This is a genomic window from Tenacibaculum sp. SM2510 (genome assembly GCF_057002845.1).
Map to the genome: position 1 here is coordinate 2,489,616 of NZ_CP192703.1, position 19,123 is coordinate 2,508,738.

Annotated in this window: 21 protein-coding genes; 10 read left to right on the top strand and 11 right to left on the bottom strand. The window is 31.1% G+C overall.

Annotation, left to right across the window (positions count from 1 at the left end):
• Nucleotides 1-3: 3 nt before the first annotated feature.
• From ACQ629_RS11285 to ACQ629_RS11295, 3 genes are read right to left on the bottom strand one after another with little or no spacing between them, the layout of a single operon-like run.
• Nucleotides 4-1,194 carry an acetyl-CoA C-acyltransferase gene (locus ACQ629_RS11285; RefSeq protein ID WP_483704998.1) on the bottom strand — a complete coding sequence of 397 codons (1,191 nt, stop codon included), beginning with the start codon at nt 1,192-1,194 and terminating at the stop codon, nt 4-6.
• Between the two features lie 5 nt (nt 1,195-1,199).
• Nucleotides 1,200-3,605: a 3-hydroxyacyl-CoA dehydrogenase/enoyl-CoA hydratase family protein gene (locus ACQ629_RS11290; protein ID WP_483705000.1), complete on the bottom strand. Its 2,406-nt coding sequence runs from the start codon at nt 3,603-3,605 to the stop codon at nt 1,200-1,202.
• An 18-nt stretch (nt 3,606-3,623) separates the two neighbouring features.
• The gene (locus ACQ629_RS11295; RefSeq protein ID WP_483707221.1) at nt 3,624-4,082 is read right to left on the bottom strand and encodes a MarR family winged helix-turn-helix transcriptional regulator; all 459 of its coding nucleotides are present in this window, start codon (nt 4,080-4,082) and stop codon (nt 3,624-3,626) included.
• Nucleotides 4,083-4,271: 189 nt separating this feature from the next.
• On the opposite strand from ACQ629_RS11295, the gene ACQ629_RS11300 reads away from it, so the two are divergent.
• From ACQ629_RS11300 to ACQ629_RS11315, 4 genes are read left to right on the top strand one after another with little or no spacing between them, the layout of a single operon-like run.
• Nucleotides 4,272-5,201 (top strand): ABC transporter ATP-binding protein, encoded by a 930-nt coding sequence (locus tag ACQ629_RS11300; RefSeq protein WP_483705002.1) that lies wholly within the window; start codon nt 4,272-4,274, stop codon nt 5,199-5,201.
• A gap of 5 nt (nt 5,202-5,206) precedes the next feature.
• Nucleotides 5,207-6,529, top strand: a complete 1,323-nt coding sequence (locus tag ACQ629_RS11305) for an ABC transporter permease (RefSeq protein ID WP_483705004.1) — start codon at nt 5,207-5,209, stop codon at nt 6,527-6,529.
• A 13-nt stretch (nt 6,530-6,542) separates the two neighbouring features.
• The gene (locus ACQ629_RS11310) at nt 6,543-7,388 is read left to right on the top strand and encodes a mechanosensitive ion channel family protein (RefSeq protein ID WP_483705006.1); all 846 of its coding nucleotides are present in this window, start codon (nt 6,543-6,545) and stop codon (nt 7,386-7,388) included.
• A 49-nt stretch (nt 7,389-7,437) separates the two neighbouring features.
• On the top strand, nt 7,438-8,601 hold the full coding sequence (locus ACQ629_RS11315) for a sigma-54-dependent transcriptional regulator (protein WP_483705008.1): 1,164 nt from the start codon (nt 7,438-7,440) through the stop codon (nt 8,599-8,601).
• A gap of 102 nt (nt 8,602-8,703) precedes the next feature.
• On the opposite strand, the gene ACQ629_RS11320 is transcribed toward ACQ629_RS11315, so the two are convergent.
• Genes ACQ629_RS11320 through ACQ629_RS11330 form a run of 3 tightly spaced genes read right to left on the bottom strand, consistent with a single transcriptional unit; the run spans nt 8,704 to nt 9,612 of the window.
• Entirely contained in the window at nt 8,704-8,907 is a 204-nt protein-coding gene (locus ACQ629_RS11320; RefSeq protein WP_483705010.1) for a hypothetical protein, read from the bottom strand.
• Nucleotides 8,891-9,253 (bottom strand): hypothetical protein, encoded by a 363-nt coding sequence (locus ACQ629_RS11325; RefSeq protein ID WP_483705012.1) that lies wholly within the window; start codon nt 9,251-9,253, stop codon nt 8,891-8,893. Before ACQ629_RS11325 ends, ACQ629_RS11320 begins: the two co-directional genes overlap by 17 nt.
• Nucleotides 9,253-9,612: a YtxH domain-containing protein gene (locus tag ACQ629_RS11330; RefSeq protein ID WP_483705014.1), complete on the bottom strand. Its 360-nt coding sequence runs from the start codon at nt 9,610-9,612 to the stop codon at nt 9,253-9,255. Before ACQ629_RS11330 ends, ACQ629_RS11325 begins: the two co-directional genes overlap by 1 nt.
• A gap of 153 nt (nt 9,613-9,765) precedes the next feature.
• On the opposite strand from ACQ629_RS11330, the gene ACQ629_RS11335 reads away from it, so the two are divergent.
• Nucleotides 9,766-11,301, top strand: coding sequence for a GH3 family acyl-acid amido synthetase (locus ACQ629_RS11335; protein WP_483705016.1), 1,536 nt, complete (start codon nt 9,766-9,768; stop codon nt 11,299-11,301).
• On the opposite strand, the gene ACQ629_RS11340 is transcribed toward ACQ629_RS11335, so the two are convergent.
• Entirely contained in the window at nt 11,298-11,867 is a 570-nt protein-coding gene (locus ACQ629_RS11340; RefSeq protein WP_483705018.1) for a hypothetical protein, read from the bottom strand. The genes ACQ629_RS11335 and ACQ629_RS11340 overlap by 4 nt on opposite strands.
• A 264-nt stretch (nt 11,868-12,131) precedes the next feature.
• Here ACQ629_RS11340 and ACQ629_RS11345 point away from each other — a divergent pair, with 264 nt between their 5' ends.
• The 4 genes from ACQ629_RS11345 to ACQ629_RS11360 all read left to right on the top strand — a co-directional run bounded on the left by ACQ629_RS11345 (nt 12,132) and on the right by ACQ629_RS11360 (nt 14,190).
• Nucleotides 12,132-12,773, top strand: coding sequence for a peroxiredoxin (locus tag ACQ629_RS11345; RefSeq protein ID WP_483705020.1), 642 nt, complete (start codon nt 12,132-12,134; stop codon nt 12,771-12,773).
• Nucleotides 12,774-12,851: 78 nt separating this feature from the next.
• Entirely contained in the window at nt 12,852-13,160 is a 309-nt protein-coding gene (locus ACQ629_RS11350; RefSeq protein WP_483705022.1) for a thioredoxin family protein, read from the top strand.
• An 80-nt stretch (nt 13,161-13,240) separates the two neighbouring features.
• Entirely contained in the window at nt 13,241-13,498 is a 258-nt protein-coding gene (locus tag ACQ629_RS11355) for a DUF6952 family protein (RefSeq protein ID WP_483705024.1), read from the top strand.
• Between the two features lie 362 nt (nt 13,499-13,860).
• Nucleotides 13,861-14,190, top strand: a complete 330-nt coding sequence (locus tag ACQ629_RS11360; RefSeq protein WP_483705026.1) for a hypothetical protein — start codon at nt 13,861-13,863, stop codon at nt 14,188-14,190.
• A gap of 444 nt (nt 14,191-14,634) precedes the next feature.
• Here ACQ629_RS11360 and ACQ629_RS11365 read toward each other — a convergent pair whose 3' ends face one another.
• From ACQ629_RS11365 to ACQ629_RS11380, 4 genes are all read right to left on the bottom strand, one after another.
• Nucleotides 14,635-15,144 carry a DUF3124 domain-containing protein gene (locus ACQ629_RS11365; RefSeq protein ID WP_483705028.1) on the bottom strand — a complete coding sequence of 170 codons (510 nt, stop codon included), beginning with the start codon at nt 15,142-15,144 and terminating at the stop codon, nt 14,635-14,637.
• Between the two features lie 94 nt (nt 15,145-15,238).
• Nucleotides 15,239-15,397: a hypothetical protein gene (locus ACQ629_RS11370; protein WP_483705031.1), complete on the bottom strand. Its 159-nt coding sequence runs from the start codon at nt 15,395-15,397 to the stop codon at nt 15,239-15,241.
• Entirely contained in the window at nt 15,390-16,832 is a 1,443-nt protein-coding gene (locus ACQ629_RS11375) for a sodium:solute symporter (protein WP_483705033.1), read from the bottom strand. The genes ACQ629_RS11370 and ACQ629_RS11375 overlap by 8 nt, the downstream gene beginning before the upstream one ends.
• 119 nt (nt 16,833-16,951) lie before the next feature.
• Nucleotides 16,952-17,581: an NAD(P)H-dependent oxidoreductase gene (locus tag ACQ629_RS11380; RefSeq protein ID WP_483705035.1), complete on the bottom strand. Its 630-nt coding sequence runs from the start codon at nt 17,579-17,581 to the stop codon at nt 16,952-16,954.
• Nucleotides 17,582-17,824: 243 nt separating this feature from the next.
• Between ACQ629_RS11380 and ACQ629_RS11385 the strand changes: the two genes are divergently transcribed.
• Entirely contained in the window at nt 17,825-19,096 is a 1,272-nt protein-coding gene (locus ACQ629_RS11385; RefSeq protein ID WP_483705037.1) for a DUF2851 family protein, read from the top strand.
• The last annotated feature ends 27 nt before the right edge of the window (nt 19,097-19,123 follow it).

Here is a 19,123-nt window from a genome sequence, read left to right on the forward strand (position 1 = left end):
TTGTTAGTTTAAGAATTCGAAAATACCTGCAGCACCTTGACCGGTACCTACACACATTGTTACCATTCCGTATTTTCCTTGCATGTTACGCTTACGCATTTCATCGAATAATTGAACAGATAGTTTTGCTCCAGTACATCCTAATGGGTGTCCTAATGCAATCGCTCCACCATTTACATTAATGATGTCTGCATCTAATCCTAATTCTCTTATTACAGCTAATGATTGTGAAGCAAATGCTTCGTTCAATTCAATTAAGCTAATATCTTCTTGTTTTAACCCTGCTTGCTTTAATGCTTTTGGAATTGCAGCAACTGGTCCGATTCCCATAATTCGAGGAGGTACTCCTGCAACAGCATAACTTACCATACGAGCAATTGGTTTTAAGTTTAATTCCTTCACCATATCTTCACTCATAACCATTAAAAATGCAGCACCATCACTAGTTTGAGATGAGTTACCAGCAGTAACGCTTCCGTTAGTAGCAAATACTGGCTTTAAACGTTCTAAACCTGCAATGTTAGATCCTTTACGAGGCCCTTCATCTTTAGTTACTGTATATTCTCTTGTGGCACGTTTTCCGTTTGCATCTACATACGTTTCTTCAACTTTAATAGGAACAATTTGATCTTGAAAACGATTCTCTTCTTGTGCCTTTAATGCTTTTAAATGAGATTGTAAAGCAAACTCATCTTGGTCTTTACGAGAAACGTTGTACTTCTTAGCAACTTCTTCTGCAGTATTTCCCATACCCCAGTAATAATCCGCATGACCAGCCGCAACTGTATCGTAGTTTAATTCTGGTTTAAATCCTGTCATTGGTACAGAACTCATACTTTCAGCCCCACCTGCAATAATACATTCAGCCATTCCTGATTGAATTTTTGCAACCGCCATACTAATAGTTTCTATTCCTGAAGAACAAAAACGGTTAACGGTTACTCCAGGAACATCCTCAATTTTTAATCCCATTAAAGAGATTAAACGTGCCATGTTTAAGCCTTGAGAACCTTCTGGCATTGCATTACCAACAATAACATCGTCAATACGACTTTTGTCAAAATCAGGTAACTGCTCCATCATATATTCGATAGTTTCAGCGGCTAATTCATCAGCTCTTTTAAATCTGAACGCACCTCTTTTAGACTTTGCTATGGCAGTTCTATATCCTTTTACTATATATGCTGTTTTCATATTTCTTAGTTTCTTAATGGTTTACCAGTTTTTAACATGTGTTGAATGCGCTCTAATGTTTTGCGCTCTGAACATAAACTTAAGAAAGCTTCGCGTTCTAGGTTTAATAAATACTGTTCAGAAACTTTTGTTGGTTCTGATAAATCTCCACCAGCCATTACGTAGGCTAATTTATTTGCAATTTTTTGATCGTGTTCTGATATAAAATTACTTGCTTGCATAGAATCTGTTGCTACCATAAATGCACCCAATGCTTGTTTACCAAGAACTAATACATCTTTACGAGCAGCAGGTTGTGTATAACCAGCTTCTGCCATTAATACTGCATGCTTTTTAGCTTCAGCAATCTGACGTTCTCTGTTTACAACCACAACATCTTTTCCTTTTTCTAATAATCCTAAATCGAAAGCTTCATAAGCAGAAGTACTTACTTTAGCCATACCAATAGTTAAGAAATACTCTTGTAATACGTTTAACTGAACGTCTCCTGTACGGAAAGTATCTGAAGCACGTAATGCCATTTCTTTAGAACCACCACCACCAGGGATAACTCCAACACCAAATTCTACTAATCCCATATAGGTTTCAGCAGCGGCAACTACTTTATCTGAGTGTAATGATAATTCACATCCACCACCTAAAGACATACCGTGAGGTGCAGCAATTGTTGGAATAGAAGAATAACGCATACGCATCATAGTATCTTGAAAATACTTGATAGCCATATTTAACTCATCATATTCTTGCTCTACAGCCATCATAAAAATCATTCCGATATTTGCTCCAACCGAGAAATTTGCTCCTTGGTTACCAACAACTAATCCTTGAAAATCTTTTTCAGCTAAGTCAATCGCTTTATTTAATCCAGCTAAAACATCGCCACCAATGGTGTTCATTTTAGATTGGAATTCACAGTTTAAGATACCATTTCCTATATCTTCAATAACAACTCCCGAGTTTTTAAATACTTCGGTAGTTTTACGAATGTTGTCTAAGATGATAAATGAATCCTGACCTGGTTTTTTAGTTTGTGTTTTAGAAGTAACATCATAAAAGTAAGTAGCTCCTTCTTTAACTGTATAGAAAGAAGTTTCTCCTTTTGCTACCATTTCGGTAACCCAAGCAGCTGGCTCTTTTCCTTCAGCTTTCATTAATTCGATACCTTTTTCTACACCAACAGCATCCCAAATTTCGAAAGGTCCATTTTCCCATCCGAAACCAGCTTTCATAGCATCGTCAATCTTATATAATTCGTCAGAAATTTCTGGAATTCTATTTTGAACATACGCAAACATTGCTGCGAAGTTTTTGCGGTAAAATTCACCCGCTTTATCTTTTCCGCCAACTAATACTTTAAAACGATCAATTGGTTTATCTATAGTTTTTGTTAGTTCTAAAGTTGCAAAAGAAGCACGTTTTTTAGAACGATATTCCATCGTATCTAAATCTAACGTTAAAATTTCTTTTTTTCCTTCAGCGTTTACTGATTTCTTATAAAAACCTTGTCCTGTTTTACTTCCTAACCATTTATTGTCCATCATAGTGTTGATGAAACCAGGAAGTTTAAATAATTCGTGCGCTTCGTCGTTAGGACAGTTTTCATAAATACCGTTAGCCACATGTACTAAAGTATCTAAACCTACAACATCAACAGTTCTAAAAGTTGCTGATTTTGGGCGGCCGATTACCGGACCGGTTAATTTATCAACTTCTTCAACAGTTAATCCTAATTCTTTTACTTGATGAAATAAAGATTGAATTCCGAAGATTCCAATTCTGTTACCAATAAAAGCAGGTGTATCTTTAGCTAATACTGAAGTTTTTCCTAAAAATTTAGAACCATAATCCATTAAGAAGTCAGTAACTTCTGGCTTACAGTTTGGACCAGGAACAACTTCAAATAATTTTAAATAACGAGGAGGGTTAAAAAAGTGAGTAACCGCAAAATGCTTTTGAAAATCTTCACTTCTTCCTTCATTCATAAATTTGATAGGAATTCCAGAAGTATTAGAAGTAATTAAAGTGCCAGGAGTACGATATTTTTCTAATTTATCAAAAACGATTTTTTTAATATCTAATCGCTCAACAACAACTTCCATAATCCAATCTACATCGGCAACTTTAGCAATGTCATCTTCTAAATTTCCAGTAGTAATTCTACTTGCAAATTCTTTTTTATAAATAGGAGATGGCTTCGATTTTAAAGAAGCAGTTAAAGCGTCATTAACCAAACGATTACGAACAGCTTTGTCTTCTAACGTAAGTCCTTTTGCTTTTTCTTTGTCGTTAAGTTCTCTAGGAACGATGTCTAATAGTAAGACTTCAACGCCAATGTTAGCAAAATGACAAGCAATACCGCTTCCCATAATTCCAGAACCGACGATTGCTACTTTTTTAATTCTTCTTGTCATTTGTTTATAGGTTTGTTTTTATACAGCTTTTTTATCGGCATCACTATATACCGTCTTTTCTGTAATAAGTTTGTTTATAGTTGTTGTTACTTTAAAAAATAAATTCAATTCTTCTTCAGTAATATGTTTTCGTACTTCGTTGTTAAATTGATAGACATGACCTTTTGAAATCTGGCGCATTTCCTTACCGTAATCTGTCAGTTTTATAATAACACTTCTTCCATCGGTTGCACTTTTTTCTCTGCAAACAACTCCTTTATCTTCCATTGTTTTTAATAAACGAGAAAGACTTGTAGGTTCCATTCCCATTAAAGGGCCAAGAGCGGTAGAAGGTGTACCGTTTTCAAAATCTATATTCAATAAAACAAAAGCAGTTGCCATCGTACTGTCATGCTTTGCAGCCTGCTCATTGTACATTTTTGCAACAGCCTGCCATGTGGCTCTTAATTGATGATCTATCGATTTGTTTTTATCCATGTGAAGCCAAAGATACAGAAATTTATTATGCATGCATAGTATTTTTAAAAAAAGTTATGCATGCATAGTAAATTTAACACTGAGTTAATGTGTAACGTTTGCTTTAAAGATGTTACTAATCAGTATAAAAATATGTAAGTTTGTCATTGCTGGTTTTCGACAAACAGCAGTTAATCAACTATAAAATCGATGAATAATTTATTAGAAATTAATAATGTAGTAAAGCGTTACGGTGATTATACGGCGTTGAATAATGTGTCATTGAAAATTCCTAAAGGAAGCGTTTTCGGACTTTTAGGGCCAAACGGAGCAGGGAAAACGTCTTTGATTAGAATAATTAATCAAATTACGATGCCTGATAGTGGTGAAATTATTTTAGATGGAGAAAAACTAGCTCCCAATCATATAGAATACATTGGTTATTTGCCAGAAGAACGTGGTTTATATAAGTCGATGAAAGTTGGTGAGCAAGCTTTGTATTTAGCACAGTTAAAAGGATTGAGTAAAACCGAAGCAAAAAAGCGATTGAAATATTGGTTTGATAAATTCGATATTGGTGCTTGGTGGAATAAAAAAATTGAAGAGCTTTCTAAAGGAATGGCGCAAAAAATACAGTTTATAGTAACCGTATTGCACCAACCTAAATTATTAATTTTTGACGAGCCTTTTTCTGGTTTCGACCCGATTAATGCACAATTAATAGCAAAAGAAATTTTACAACTTCGCGATGAAGGAGCAACCATAATATTTTCTACACACAGAATGGAGTCTGTAGAAGAAATGTGTGATTATATTGCTTTAATAGATAAATCTAACAAGATTTTAGACGGTAAGTTAGATGATATTAAAAAAGAGTTTAGAACAAATACTTTTCAAGTAGGAGTAAATACGGCAAACCCCAAAGAGGTTGAAACGAAGCTAAAAGAGAGTTTTAATGTGTTGCCAGCTGACTTTAAGTTGTTAAACGACGGTTTAAAATTAAATGTGCAGTTAACCAATGGTAATTCAGCAAATGATTTATTATCATTTTTAACAACCCAAGGACAAGTGCAGCATTTTGTTGAATTAATACCAAGTGCCAACGATATTTTTATTCAGGCAGTAAATAAAAACAGTTAAAAGAGATGAGCAGATTACGATTAATTATAGAACGTGAGTTCATTGCCAAGGTTAGAAATAAATCATTTATAATAATGACTTTCTTAAGTCCGTTATTAATGATTGGTATGGGAGCGTTGGTTTTTTTCTTGATGAAAAAAAATGACGAAAAAGTTAAGAAAATAGTATATGTAGATGAATCTGGATTATTTTCTAAAGATATCTTTAAAGATTCGAAAACAGTTAAATATGAAGATTTTACAGCTTTAGGAATTGAAGCGTCTAAAAAGAAGGTAGAAGATGGCGATTATTATGGTGCGCTATATATTCCCGAACAAGATAGTTTAGAAGTGTTGGCAAATTCAATTGAATTTTTCTCAAAAGATTCACCTAGTATGTCAATCATGGGGAATTTAGAAAGCAAGGTTGATAAAACATTGCAAAACGAAAAATTAACAAGATTCGGAATTGATTTAGCACAAATTAAAGCATCAAAAATGTCGACAGACATAAAAATGTTTAATTTCTCAGGCGAAAAATCATCTAAATTAATAAACGGATTAAAAATTGCAATGGGTGGCTTAGCAGGTTATTTATTGATGATGTTTGTAATGATTTATGGTACTTCGGTAATGCGAAGTGTTATTGAAGAAAAAACAAGCAGAATTATAGAAATTATAGTTTCGTCAGTAAAACCTTTTCAGCTAATGTTAGGTAAAATTATAGGTAATGCATCTGCAGGTTTGTTGCAGTTTTTCATTTGGGGAATTTTATTGTTGATATTTAGTTTAGTAGCTTCATCAGTTTTTGGAGTTGATATGGTAGAAATGCAAACAGCAAAAGTGCCAGCAGAACAAATGGAGGCTATGCAGAAAGCAGCAGGAAGTAAAGGAGAAATGATTATTCAGGAAATACTTAGGTTGCCTTTGTTAAAAATGTTTTTCTTATTTATTTTCTATTTCTTAGGAGGTTATATGTTATATAGCTCATTATTTGCCGCAGTAGGAGCAGCAGTTGATAATGAAACCGATACTCAGCAATTTATGATGCCAATAATGTTACCTTTAGTTTTAGGAGTATATGTTGGTTTTGCAACAGTTATGAACGATCCTCACGGGCCTGTATCCGTAATTTTCTCATACATTCCTTTTACATCACCAATTGTAATGTTAATGCGTATTCCGTTTGGAGTAGCTTGGTGGGAAATAGCAATATCAATGTTAATTCTAATCCTTACATTTATGGTAATTGTATGGTTTGCTGCTAAAATTTACCGTGTGGGTATTTTAATGTATGGTAAGAAGCCAACGTATAGAGATTTATGGAAATGGATTCGTTATAACGGCTAAATAATTTTTTAAAATGAAAGATATATTAAAAGAGATTACAAGTTTTTTAAACCTTAAAGTTCCTTTAGGAGGAAAACAAATAGATATAACAGTAAAAACAATTTTATTGTTAATTATAGCTTTTATAATAGTAAGGTTTATACTTAAGTCTTTTAAAAAGTTTGTAAAGAATAGGTTAGAGAAGGAGGATGAAAATAAGTTTGATACAATCTTTTCTTTTGCAAGTTGGCTTCTTTATCTGATTGTTTTTTCAATAAGTTTATCTTCTGCAGGAGTTAATTTAAGTGCAATACTAGTAGCATCATCAGCATTGTTAATAGGTATTGGTTTAGCATTGCAAACCTTTTTTCAAGACATCATATCAGGTGTTTTTATCATTCTTGATAAAAGTGTTCATGTGGGTGATATTATAGAGTTAGATGACAAAGTTGGTAGGGTAGAAGAAATAAAATTACGTACCACAAGAGCAGTAACGATTGATAATAAAGTATTGGTAATACCTAATCATAAATACTTAACAAATAGTTTATATAATTGGACACAAAACGGAACCACAACTCGTGAAAGCGTAAAAGTAGGTGTAGCTTATGGAAGCGATGTACAGTTGGTTAAAAAATTATTATTAACAGCAGCAACTTCTCATCCAAAAGTTTTTAGTCATCCAGAGCCAGTAGTGTTTTTTGAGAATTTTGGAGACAGTTCTTTAGACTTTAAACTTGTTTTTACATTAAATGATAGTTTTCAGGCACAAATACCGAAGAGTGAAATGCGTTTTAAGATAGATGAATTGTTTAGAGAAAACAATATTTCAATTCCGTTTCCTCAAAGAGATATTCATATTATTGAAAAGAAAGCATAGTGGCTTGGTTCTTGCATTTTAATAATTATTAAAAAGATAATACATACATATGTCGAAAATATTAATAATAGAAGATGAAGCTGCAATTCGCAGGGTATTAAAAAAAATTATTTCAGAAGAGAATGATGCTTATCAGGTTGAAGAAGCTGAAGACGGATTATCAGGATTTGAAATGATTAAAAACAATGATTACGATTTAGTCTTATGTGATATTAAAATGCCAAAAATGGATGGTGTTGAGGTGTTAGAAAAAGCTAAAAAAATAAAACCAGAAACTTCTATAGTAATGATTTCTGGACATGGAGATTTAGATACCGCTGTAAATACGATGCGTTTAGGAGCTTTTGATTATATTTCTAAGCCACCAGATTTAAATCGTTTATTAAATACGGTTCGTAATGCTTTAGATAAAAAAGAATTGGTTGTAGAAAACAAGCGATTAAAAAAGAAAGTAAGCAAGAATTACGAAATGATTGGTGAGAGTGATGCTATTACTCACATTAAAGAAATCATTGAAAAAGTAGCAGCTACTGATGCACGCGTTTTAATTACTGGACCAAACGGAACAGGAAAAGAGTTGGTGGCACATTGGTTACACGAAAAATCAGACAGAGTAAAAGGGGCAATGATTGAGGTTAACTGTGCTGCGATTCCGTCTGAATTAATAGAAAGTGAGTTGTTTGGTCATGTAAAAGGATCTTTTACGGGAGCAAATAAAGATAGAGCAGGGAAGTTTGAAGCGGCAAATGGCGGAACTATTTTCTTAGATGAAATTGGTGATATGAGCTTATCAGCGCAAGCAAAAGTATTGCGTGCTTTACAAGAAAATAAGATTCAGCGTGTAGGTTCTGATAAAGATATAAAAGTAAATGTACGTATTGTAGCAGCTACCAATAAAGATTTAAAAGACGAAATTGCTGAAGGAAGATTTCGAGAAGATTTATACCACCGTTTAGCTGTAATTTTAATAAAAGTACCCGCATTAAACGATCGAAGAAATGACATTCCTTTATTGGTAGATTTCTTTTCTGAAAAAATATCAACAGAACAAGGAATGCCAAGAAAAAGGTTTTCGAAAAGCGCCATTAAACTGTTACAAGAATATGATTGGACAGGTAATATTAGAGAATTACGCAATGTAGTAGAGCGTTTAATAATTCTTGGAGAGAAAGAAGTGTCAGAAAATGATATAAAATTATTTGCAAGTAAATAAGTATATTAAAACTACGGTTAAATATAAATACCTAGAAAGATGTTTTAAAACATTTTCTAGGTATTTTTTCGTTAAAGAAAATTCCTATATACATATAATATGTTATTTCATTATTTTTTTAGCAAAATTATATACACCTAATTTACCAAGATTAATCGCTATTGTTTTTATCCAGTTAGCAATTGATAAATCTTCTTTTAACTGCTCTTTTATCAGCTTAATTTCTTCAATAGAAATATCACGTTTAAGACGTAGTTTTTTTAATTCGGTAGTTATTTCCTGACTGTTTTTATAATGCTTCTTCATCATCAAAATATTTTTCAGATAAACTTTTAATAACAAAGTTATCTATACGGTTTCTTAGCCAATAGGCAATAAGCCCAAAAGCAAAAAAAAGTAATGCGACTAAAATATATCCTAAAAAAGGATTGTTTAAATAATTACCGATAACAGCAGACATTGCAACGGCTAAAAAGATAAAGGCAATTAGTATAAAAATTCCTATAATAGCAAAATTAAAAATCATGCTAAGAGAAGAGGTTAAAACCTGAAAAATTTTTAGTTTATAATATTTTTCAGAATTTTTTATAAACTCTTCACCTTTTTCGATCGCTTTTTCTGAATTGGTATGTAAAGATTTTAAAACAGACATTATTTTGTTTGTAGTTTTTTATTCTTAGCTTTTAATACTTTAAGACGCTGCTCTAGATTTGAAATTACGTCCTCAGCCTTATAGCTAGCGTCTGTAATAATAGTATCTAGTTTTTCTTCTAACGTATTGCTTTTGGTATTTAAAGTATCAGAAACATTGTTTTTTAAAGATTCGGTCTTGGTAATAACTTCATCCTTAATATGGGTAGCTTCACTAACAATAGTGTCTTTTGCAGAAACAGCGCCGTCTGCTATTTTTTGCCTTGTTTTACTTCCTTTATCTGGTGCAAATAACACACCGATTCCGGCACCAACTGCCATTCCTACTAATACTCCAAAAATATTTTTATTATCACTCATTTTTTCTTTTTTTAGGTTAATAATTATTGATGTTACAAAGGTAATTGAGAGATTAAGTGAAGTTTAACTCATAAAAGATTAATGTTAACTCAATAGCTATTTTTATACTGTTTAATACTTTTTCTTGCTTATTTTTGATTAAAATTAAGGTTTATGGCAGTTTTAGGAGGTATTATAAAAGGAATTATTGATGTAGCAAACGTATTAGTAAAGAGTGATAATCATATAGAAAATCAAGAAAAGGTTTTAAATGACTTATTAACTACAGCTAAAAACACACAGTTTGGTAAGCAATATAAATTTGAAGATATTTTAAAAATACCACAATTAGCAATTCCGTTTGCTAAAGAAGTTCCTTATTTTGATTATGACACTATGAATAATAAGTGGTGGTGTAAGTTGCATGAAGGACAAGAAAATGTAACATGGCCGAATAGTCCCGATTATTTTGCGTTAAGTTCAGGTACAACAGGATCAGAAAGTAAAAGGATACCTGTTACTAACGAAATGTTAGAAGCGATAAAACAATCTGGAATTAAACAAGTGTTGGCCCTTAAAAATTTCGATTTACCTTCTGATTTTTTTGAGAAAGAAATTATGATGTTGGGTAGTTCTACCGATTTAAATCAGCGAAAAGATGATAAAGAAGAGGGTGAAATAAGCGGGATAACTGCAAGTAATATTCCTTTTTGGTTTAAGAGTTATTATAAACCAGGTGAAGATATTGCTAAAATAGGTGACTGGGATACACGTGTGCAAAAAATTGCTGAAGATGCCGAAAAATGGGATATCGGTGCTTTAAGCGGAATACCTTCTTGGATAGAATTAATGTTGCAAAAAGTAATAACATATCACAACCTTAATAATATACACGAAATATGGCCAAACCTTAAGGTATATACTTCAGGAGGTGTAGCGTTTGGCCCTTATGAAAAAAGCTTTAGAGCTTTATTAGGAAAAGAAGTTACGGTAATAGATACTTATTTAGCATCCGAAGGGTATATAGCAACGCAAGTAAGACCCGGAACTGATGCAATGCAGTTAAACACCAATGAAGGTATTTATTTTGAGTTTGTTCCTTTTAAACCTGAATATATACTTTCGGACGGATCATTAAAAAATGATGCTCCTTCTGTTACTTTAAAAGATGTAGAATTAAATCAAGACTATGTTTTAATTATAAGTACCGTAAGTGGTTTATGGAGGTACCTTATAGGTGATACAATTGAATTTACTGATATTAAGAGAGCAGAAATAAAAATTACAGGAAGAACTAAATTTTTCTTAAACACGGTTGGCTCGCAATTATCTGTTAATAAAATGGATGCAGGAATGAGACATTTAGAAGAACAGTTTAATACACAAATAACAGAATATACTATTTGTGCAAAACGCCATAAGGATGATGAGTTTTATCATACTTGGTATATCGGAACAGACTTAAAAGAAGATGAAACGCTAGTTGCCGAGAAATTAGATACGTTCTTAAAAGAAGCAAATAAAAATTATAAAGTGGCACGAAGTAAAGCCCTAGAAGGTGTAAAAGTAAACATAATACCTGCTGCTATTTTTCATAATTGGAGCGAGAGAAATAAGAAAAAAGGAGGTCAGGTAAAAATGGAAAGAGTTATGGGAAGCGAAAAATTTGCAGAATGGGAAGCCTTTGTAAAAGAGGAGCTAAAAGCTTAAGGTTTTAATGTAATCTTATTACGATCATTAACCAATTGCATAATTTCTTCAGGAGATAAATAATAGCGCTTTATTCTGTTTTTATATGTTTGTGTTATATCGGCGTGATTTAAAATGAAGTTTTTAGTTTTCATAATATAGTCCTCCATTCCTTGTTGAACAGCAAAATGATCCGCTTTTCTTTCGGCATTAATAATGTGTTTTTCAAGTAAAATATATTTAAAACCAAACCATATTAATTGAGAATTACTCATTTCTTCATAATCCATAATATGGCCAAGTTCATGACCAATCCAACCAACAAATACATCATAAGGAATATCTCTTGTTTTTAATTCTGCGCCAGATATTTTAATTTTTTCGCTGATATAAATAACATAATGCCTAGGTTTTTTATCGAATAAAACTTTTAAAAACTCAGGTTGCGCTTGCATGGTTGATTTTTTAATGTCTTTTTTAAATTTAAAAGTAATAGGTATGTTCTCTAATGAAGGAAAGTAAGAAAGAGCTTTTGCTACTTTTGTTAAAATTTCTTCAGGAATTGTTTTGTTTTTTAAGTTGCTCATAGGTATAATTAAGTTACTCCAAAAATAGTCGAATAAGGGTTGTTAAATTAACGTATTTAAAACGATGATTAACTCTTTTAAGTTTTTTTGTGTTAAAAGTGAAGTAGAATTATAAATAAAACGAATCAATAGTTAGGTTGATTAAGTATAAATAAAATTGATACAAAAATAAATAATTAGCATTAAATTTTTTCTGTTCTACTTGTTTTGCTTGGTATATTTGCACTCGTAAAAAACGAATAATAATTAATAAAAAATATAAAAATGGCAACAGCAGTAGGTAAAAAATTTCCAGATTTAAATGTAGATGCAATGAACGAAATGGGAGATACGTTCAAAATAAATGTTTTAGAAGAAGCAGTAAATAATAAGAAAAAAGTATTGTTATTCTGGTATCCAAAAGACTTTACTTTTGTTTGTCCTACCGAATTACACGCTTTTCAAGCTGCATTGGGAGAATTTGAAAAAAGAAATACAATTGTAATTGGTGCCTCTTGTGATACTCCAGAAGTTCACTTTGCATGGTTAAATCAATCTAAAGATAACGGAGGAATTGAAGGTGTAACTTACCCAATTTTAGCAGATAGCAACCGTAATTTATCATCAATCTTAGGAATTTTAGATATTTCTGATGAGGTTTTTGATGAAGCAACTCAAACAGTACAAGTTGTTGGAGATAATGTAACGTACAGAGCTACTTATTTAATTGATGAAGAAGGAACTGTTTTTCATGAAGGAATTAACCATATGCCAGTAGGTCGTAATGTAAATGAATTTTTACGTTTAATTGATGCATATACTCACGTTCAAAAAAATGGTGAAGTATGTCCTGCAAACTGGGAAGAAGGTAAAACAGCAATGAAGCCAAATGCAAAAGGAACTGCTGAATATTTAGCAGCAAACTAGTAATACTATGAAAGGAACAAGTTCGTGTACTAATTGGGGGATGAAATACACGAACCTCCTTTCTAATAAAATAAAAATATGATACAAGAATTAAATCAAGATAATTTAGCAGATTTAGTAGCAAGCAATAAAAAAGTAGCGGTACAATTTTCGGCAACTTGGTGTGGTAATTGTCGCATAATGAAACCAAAATTTAAGAAGTTAGCTTCTGAAAATGAAGTAATTACCTTTGTGATTGTTGATGCAGAAAAATTTCCTGAAAGCAGGCAATTGGCAGATGTAAGTAATTTACCAACCTTTGCTACATTTGTAGATGGTAAGTTTGTAAATCAAGCACAAACCAATAAGTTTGACGTGTTAAAGGATTTAGTAAACGAAGTAATATAATTTCTTTATCAGCTTGCACAAAGTATTGGTATTATAAAAAAGGTATCGACTTTGCTCGACCTGAAAAAACAGAAAAGCTTATGAAATTACCAGTTATAAAACACCTAACTTCTTTTATTGAAGAAAACGACCAAGACTATATATTAGAAACGATTGAAACATTAGAGGCCTTAACTGAAGTATCGTCATTAAAGGATGAAGAATTAGATGTTATTGGCGAGTTAATATCTAATATGTATGGTGCTATTGAAGTTGATAAAATGATTAAAGAAGGCATCCCTAAAAAAGAAGCGTTAAATAATTTTATGAAACGTGTTTTAGGATCAATAGATAAATAGGTTATAGAAATTTTAAACAAAAACTCCCGAGTATTAATACTCGGGAGTTTTTGTTTTTTAAGGTTTTGCTAACGGAATTTAAAACTCAAATATTTCTAGCTAGCATTAAAAATGAGTTGAATCACTAAATCATTATCACGCTTATATTTTGTTAATCCCTTTTTGGTACTCCCAATCACCTTTCTTATGAATTAAAACCTAAGCTTTATTACATTTTCTCAAAACTAAGTTTAATGTTTTCTCACTTTTGTGTTGTAATTAAAAATAAATTATTCGATTGAGTAGCTACTATCTTTTTTTGATTATAAAGGCGTAATCTGAAAAGCCAATTTTAAATAGAGTAAGAAATTAAATTATAAAATATGTCATTATTATCGACTACCTATTGTGGTTCCCAAAACAACGAAGTGAATCTTGCTATTAGATTTAATGCAAGTAATAAAAACGGACAAACTAAGATTAATGCATTGGTGTATAAAGCAGATCCAAATGATGGGGCATCGCCATTAATAACATGGGAATACGAATTTCCAAGTGGTATAATTAGTATTCCAGTAGATAATGCTCATGAAAACATTAACCTTAAGGGAACCCTTAGATTAGAGGGGAATGTAGTTTCTTTTGAAGGTGATATTGTTCTACCTAGAAAGGTTCGTATTTGTTTTCAATATGGAATTGTAGCTTCATTTTAATTGGATAAGAAAAAACTATTTAGAATGAAAGAATGTAGGCGGAAATGATTTTCGGCTACATTCTTGTTTGTATCTTTACTCTTTTTAACGTCTTTAAGAAGTCGAGTTAATGCAACTAACCGAAAGGTTTTTTTGTTTTAAGAAGCTTCTAAACCTTACATTTATAATTTTCTACTGTATACGTTTTTAGGTAATTGCATCAAGAGCTAGCGAAATTATTTAAAAATTAATTAGGGTAAACTTAGCATTATTCTACTCCATTTAGGGGGTTCATTTTTAAATGGTATTTATTGTGCTGTTTTGAAATTTCACTTTTTTTATACATTATTAAACGTATATTTTGTTTCCCTTTTTAGGTACTATCGCATTGTTATTATTGCTAATGATTCTTAGGAAGGTCTTAGTTTCTTAATAACTAAGCTGAAAAATTAAACTTACTAATAGTTATTTAATTCGTTTGGCACGTGTTGTAAAAGACAAGCCTTGTTGTCCCATAGTTGAATTCATTATTCCTTCAAATAAAGGTTCAGGAGAATTCTTTGGGGTTTTCCATTCAAATATAAAATTAGAGCCTGTTCCTCCAGATACATCAACTTCATCAATTATAATTTCTATGGTTTCCATTGGTGCTAAATAAATAGCATTATCAAAATAGCTTCTAATTGATTTTCCGTGTGTATCATAATATTCGGCTCTTAAAAGATAAATAGTGTCTAAATCACTTGTATTTCTTAAACTTACCATTGCTGTTAAGTTATGAGTTTTATGTTCTGAGCTACTGTAAATTTGAGAGTAAATAGAAAGGTATGATTTACCAAAATTAAGAGAATCTTTTGTGTTTAAATTGGCTGTTCGTTTTGACCAATTTTCAGAATTTATAGAACTAATCTCTTTTTTTTGATTACAGCTACAAATTAGAAACAATAGTACTATAGATAAATATTTTGTTTTCATTTTAGTAAGATGTTTTAAAAGAGTAATATAAGGTTAATATGATTAGGGTGGTTAAGGTATTAAAAACAATAAGAAGCATAATGAAATAATGAAGCTACTCTGTTTCTTTTTGTTCGTTCATTTTTTTTACAAGGGCTTTTAAACGCTCTTTGTTTTGTTGTTTTTCGAGCTTTATCTTATTTTCTTTCTGCTTCATTAAGCGGGTATGCTTCGCTTTGTTAGCTGTGTTTTTTGCTTTTCCTTTTTTAGGCATTTTTAGATTTTTTTATAGCTAATAATCCGAAGAAAGTAATGAATCCGTTTAATACTAATACAAAGAATCCGAAGTCGAAATTTAACTGCGACTTGCTAAAAATACTTATCAAATAAGTAAGGATTGGCGATGCAATACAAATTGCAGGAACCAATTTATCTTTTACATTTAGTTTGGTGAATAACCCGAAGGCATATAAACCTAATAACGGACCATAAGTATAACCAGCAAACTGAAATATTTTAGCGATTACACTAGCATCTGCAATAAAATATTTAAAAACTAAAATGGTAGCTATTAATATGAATGAAAATAGGATGTGTATTTTTTTTCGTGTTTTTATATTTTCTTGCTCATCTCCTTTTTTATCAATTTCTAAAATATCAATACTAAAAGAAGTTGTTAACGAGGTTAGTGCACTATCTGCACTTGAATATGCAGCTGCAATTAATCCTAGTAAAAAGAATAAAGAAGTTGCTAGGCCTAACTCACCACTCATAGCAATCGTTGGGAATAATTGATCTTTGTGCGCGTTAATTTCGTTTGTAGTGGCATAATCAGTTAATAAAACACCCAATGCTAAAAAGAAAAAGTTTACAATTACTAACACAAGCGTAAACCAAAACATATTTTTTTGTGCGTCTTTTAAGTTACGACACGTTAAGTTTTTCTGCATCATATCTTGATCTAAACCTGTCATTACAATAGCTATAAATGCTCCAGAGAAGAATCGATTCCAAAAATAATTTCCAGATTTCCAATCATCAAAAAAGAACATTTTAGATAATTTATTGTCAGATATGTAAGAAGTTAAGCTTTCTATTTGCATTTCATCTTTAATGGTAACAATACAAACTCCTACGGCGATTAGCATAAATAAAGTTTGCAAGGTATCTGTCCAAACAATCGTTTTTATTCCTCCTTTAAAAGTGTACAGCCAAATTAATAAAATAGTAATAGTTACGGTTACCCAAAACGGAATTCCGTAAGCATCAAACAAAATTAATTGCAATACATTGGCTACTAAAAATAATCGAAAAGCAGCGCCTACAGTTCTTGATAGTAAGAAAAAAGAGGCTCCGGTTTTATAGGAATAGCGACCAAAACGATCTTCTAAATAAGTGTAAATAGAAGTAAGGTTTAATCTATAATATAACGGAAGTAATATCAAGCCAATAACTGCATACCCAACAACATAGCCTAATACCATTTGCATATAGCTCATTTGTTGTCCTTCAATCCAACCAGGTACAGAAATAAAAGTAACACCCGATAAAGAAGCGCCAATCATACCAAAGGCAACTAAATACCAAGGAGAAGAGTTATCTGCTTTAAAAAATGTGTTATTGTTTGCCGATTTACCTGTGATGTAAGAGATAAGAATTAGTACCCCAAAATAGGCAAGAATAAGGAGTATTATGTGTAGTGGTTGCATACAGTTTAATTATGAATAACGAATGTACTAAATTGTAATTATAAATTAAATGCAAAGAGTTTAATAAATGTAAAATGAGCGGAATTGAAAGATTTCAATCCCGCTCATTTAATTTAAGATTACATTTCTATAATTACGTCTTCTATATTTTTACGAACCTTTTTTAGATCTTTCATATAATCGTCTTCAGCTCTAAAACCAACTGGTAATACTAAAACAGATGTTAAATTATGTTTGTCTAAACCTAAAATTTCATCGTATTTTTCAGGAATAAAACCTTCCATTGGGCAAGAGTCTATTTTTTCGTTTGCTGCAACAGTCATTAAATTACCCAAGGCAATATATGCTTGGTTTTTGTTCCAAATAGTTAATTCATCTTGCTTTTTGTTAGCTATTGAAGAACTAAGCATTTCTTTAAACGGGTTTAAAATTTTATCAGGAGTATTTCTGATGTTTTTTACCAATGAAAAATAAGAATCAATATCTTTAGTAGTGTATTCTTTCGGAATACATAAAACCAATACATGTGATGCATGTAATACTTGTGGCTGATTCCAAGAATGAGCTACAAGTTGCTCTTGAATTTCTTTATTTTGAATTACCACCATCTTAATAGGCTGTAATCCGTATGAAGTAGCAGTTAAGTTAAAAGCTTCTTTTAAAATGTTTATTTGTACTTCTGAAAGTGATTTATTTTCGTCGAATTTTTTAACAGCATAACGCCATTTTAAATTTTCTATGCTATTCATTTTAATTTATTTAGAATGCAAAATTACAATTGCTTTTAACAAAAATTACTATTTGATTATTATAAAAATTGATGCGCCAATAAATTTAATCTTTTATGCTATTTTATTAGAAGATTGTTAAAGTATGATAAATAGTTTTTTTCTGATTCGTACTTGTAATTTAGCGTGTAAGTTATTGATGAAAAGTTGTTTAGTAATATTTTTATATCTTAATGGTCAAAAAATAATTGCTAACTCCGGATTATGAAAGAAGATTTTCTGCATTTTTTATGGCAAAACAAGTTGTTTCCTTCAAGTAACTTAAAATCTGTAGCTAACGAAACGATTCAAATTGTTAAATCTGGAACCCATAATTTAAATGCTGGACCCGATTTTTTAAACGCACATCTTAAAATAAACAATCAATTATGGATTGGGAATGTTGAAATTCACATCAACTCATCTGATTGGTATTTACACAAACACGAAGAAGATAAAAACTATGATGCCGTAATTTTACATGTAGTTTGGCAACATGATTCAGCTGTTTTTATGAAAAATAATAAGCCATTGCCAACTCTTGAGTTACATGGATTAATTGATAAAAACTTACTTAATAATTATCAATCTTTATTTTCTAAACAACTTCGTTGGATTCCGTGTGAGCAACAAATTAAAGAAGTAGATTCCTTTTTGATGAGTAATTGGTTAGAGCGATTGTATTTTGAGCGATTAGAAAACAAGGCCTTGTTAATAAAAGAGTTATTAGCGAAATCAAATAATAATTTCGAGAGTGTTTTATTTCAGCTATTGGCTAAAAATTTTGGATTGAAAATTAATGGTGAAGCTTTTTTACAGTTAGCGCAATCATTTGAGTTTTCAATTTTAAAAAAAGTCTGTTTTAATGAATTTCAATTGTCAGCTTTATTATTCGGGCAAGCAGGATTTTTAGAAAATGAAGTTGAAGATTCTTATTTTATTCAATTAAAAAAAGAATATGCTTATTTAAAGCATAAATATAAATTACTACCAATTTCTAATGGTTTATTTCATTTTTTTAGAATGCGACCAACAAATTTTCCTACCATTCGAATAGCACAGTTAGTAGCGTTGTTTTTTAAACATCAAAATTTGTTTTCTAAATTGATGGAGTTAAATAAACTAGAAGATTTTTATGATTTGTTTTCAGTAACAATATCTGATTTTTGGAGGACACATTATACATTTGAAACCGAATCAAAAAAATCAGCTAAAAAACTCACAAAATCATTTATAGATCTACTGTTGATAAACACTATTTTACCATTAAAATTTGTGCATGAACAAAGTAGAGGAGGAGTAAATAATGAAGTTTTTTTTAAATTGATGCAACAAATTAAATCAGAGAAAAACTCAATAATAACTAAATTTTCAGATTTAAAAATCACTGCTAAAAATGCCTTTGAAAGTCAGGCTTTATTAGAACTTAAAAACAACTATTGCGTAAAGAAACGTTGTTTACAATGCGCAATAGGTACTAGTTTGTTAAGAAAGTAATAATGTTATATCGAGCGGAATCGATAA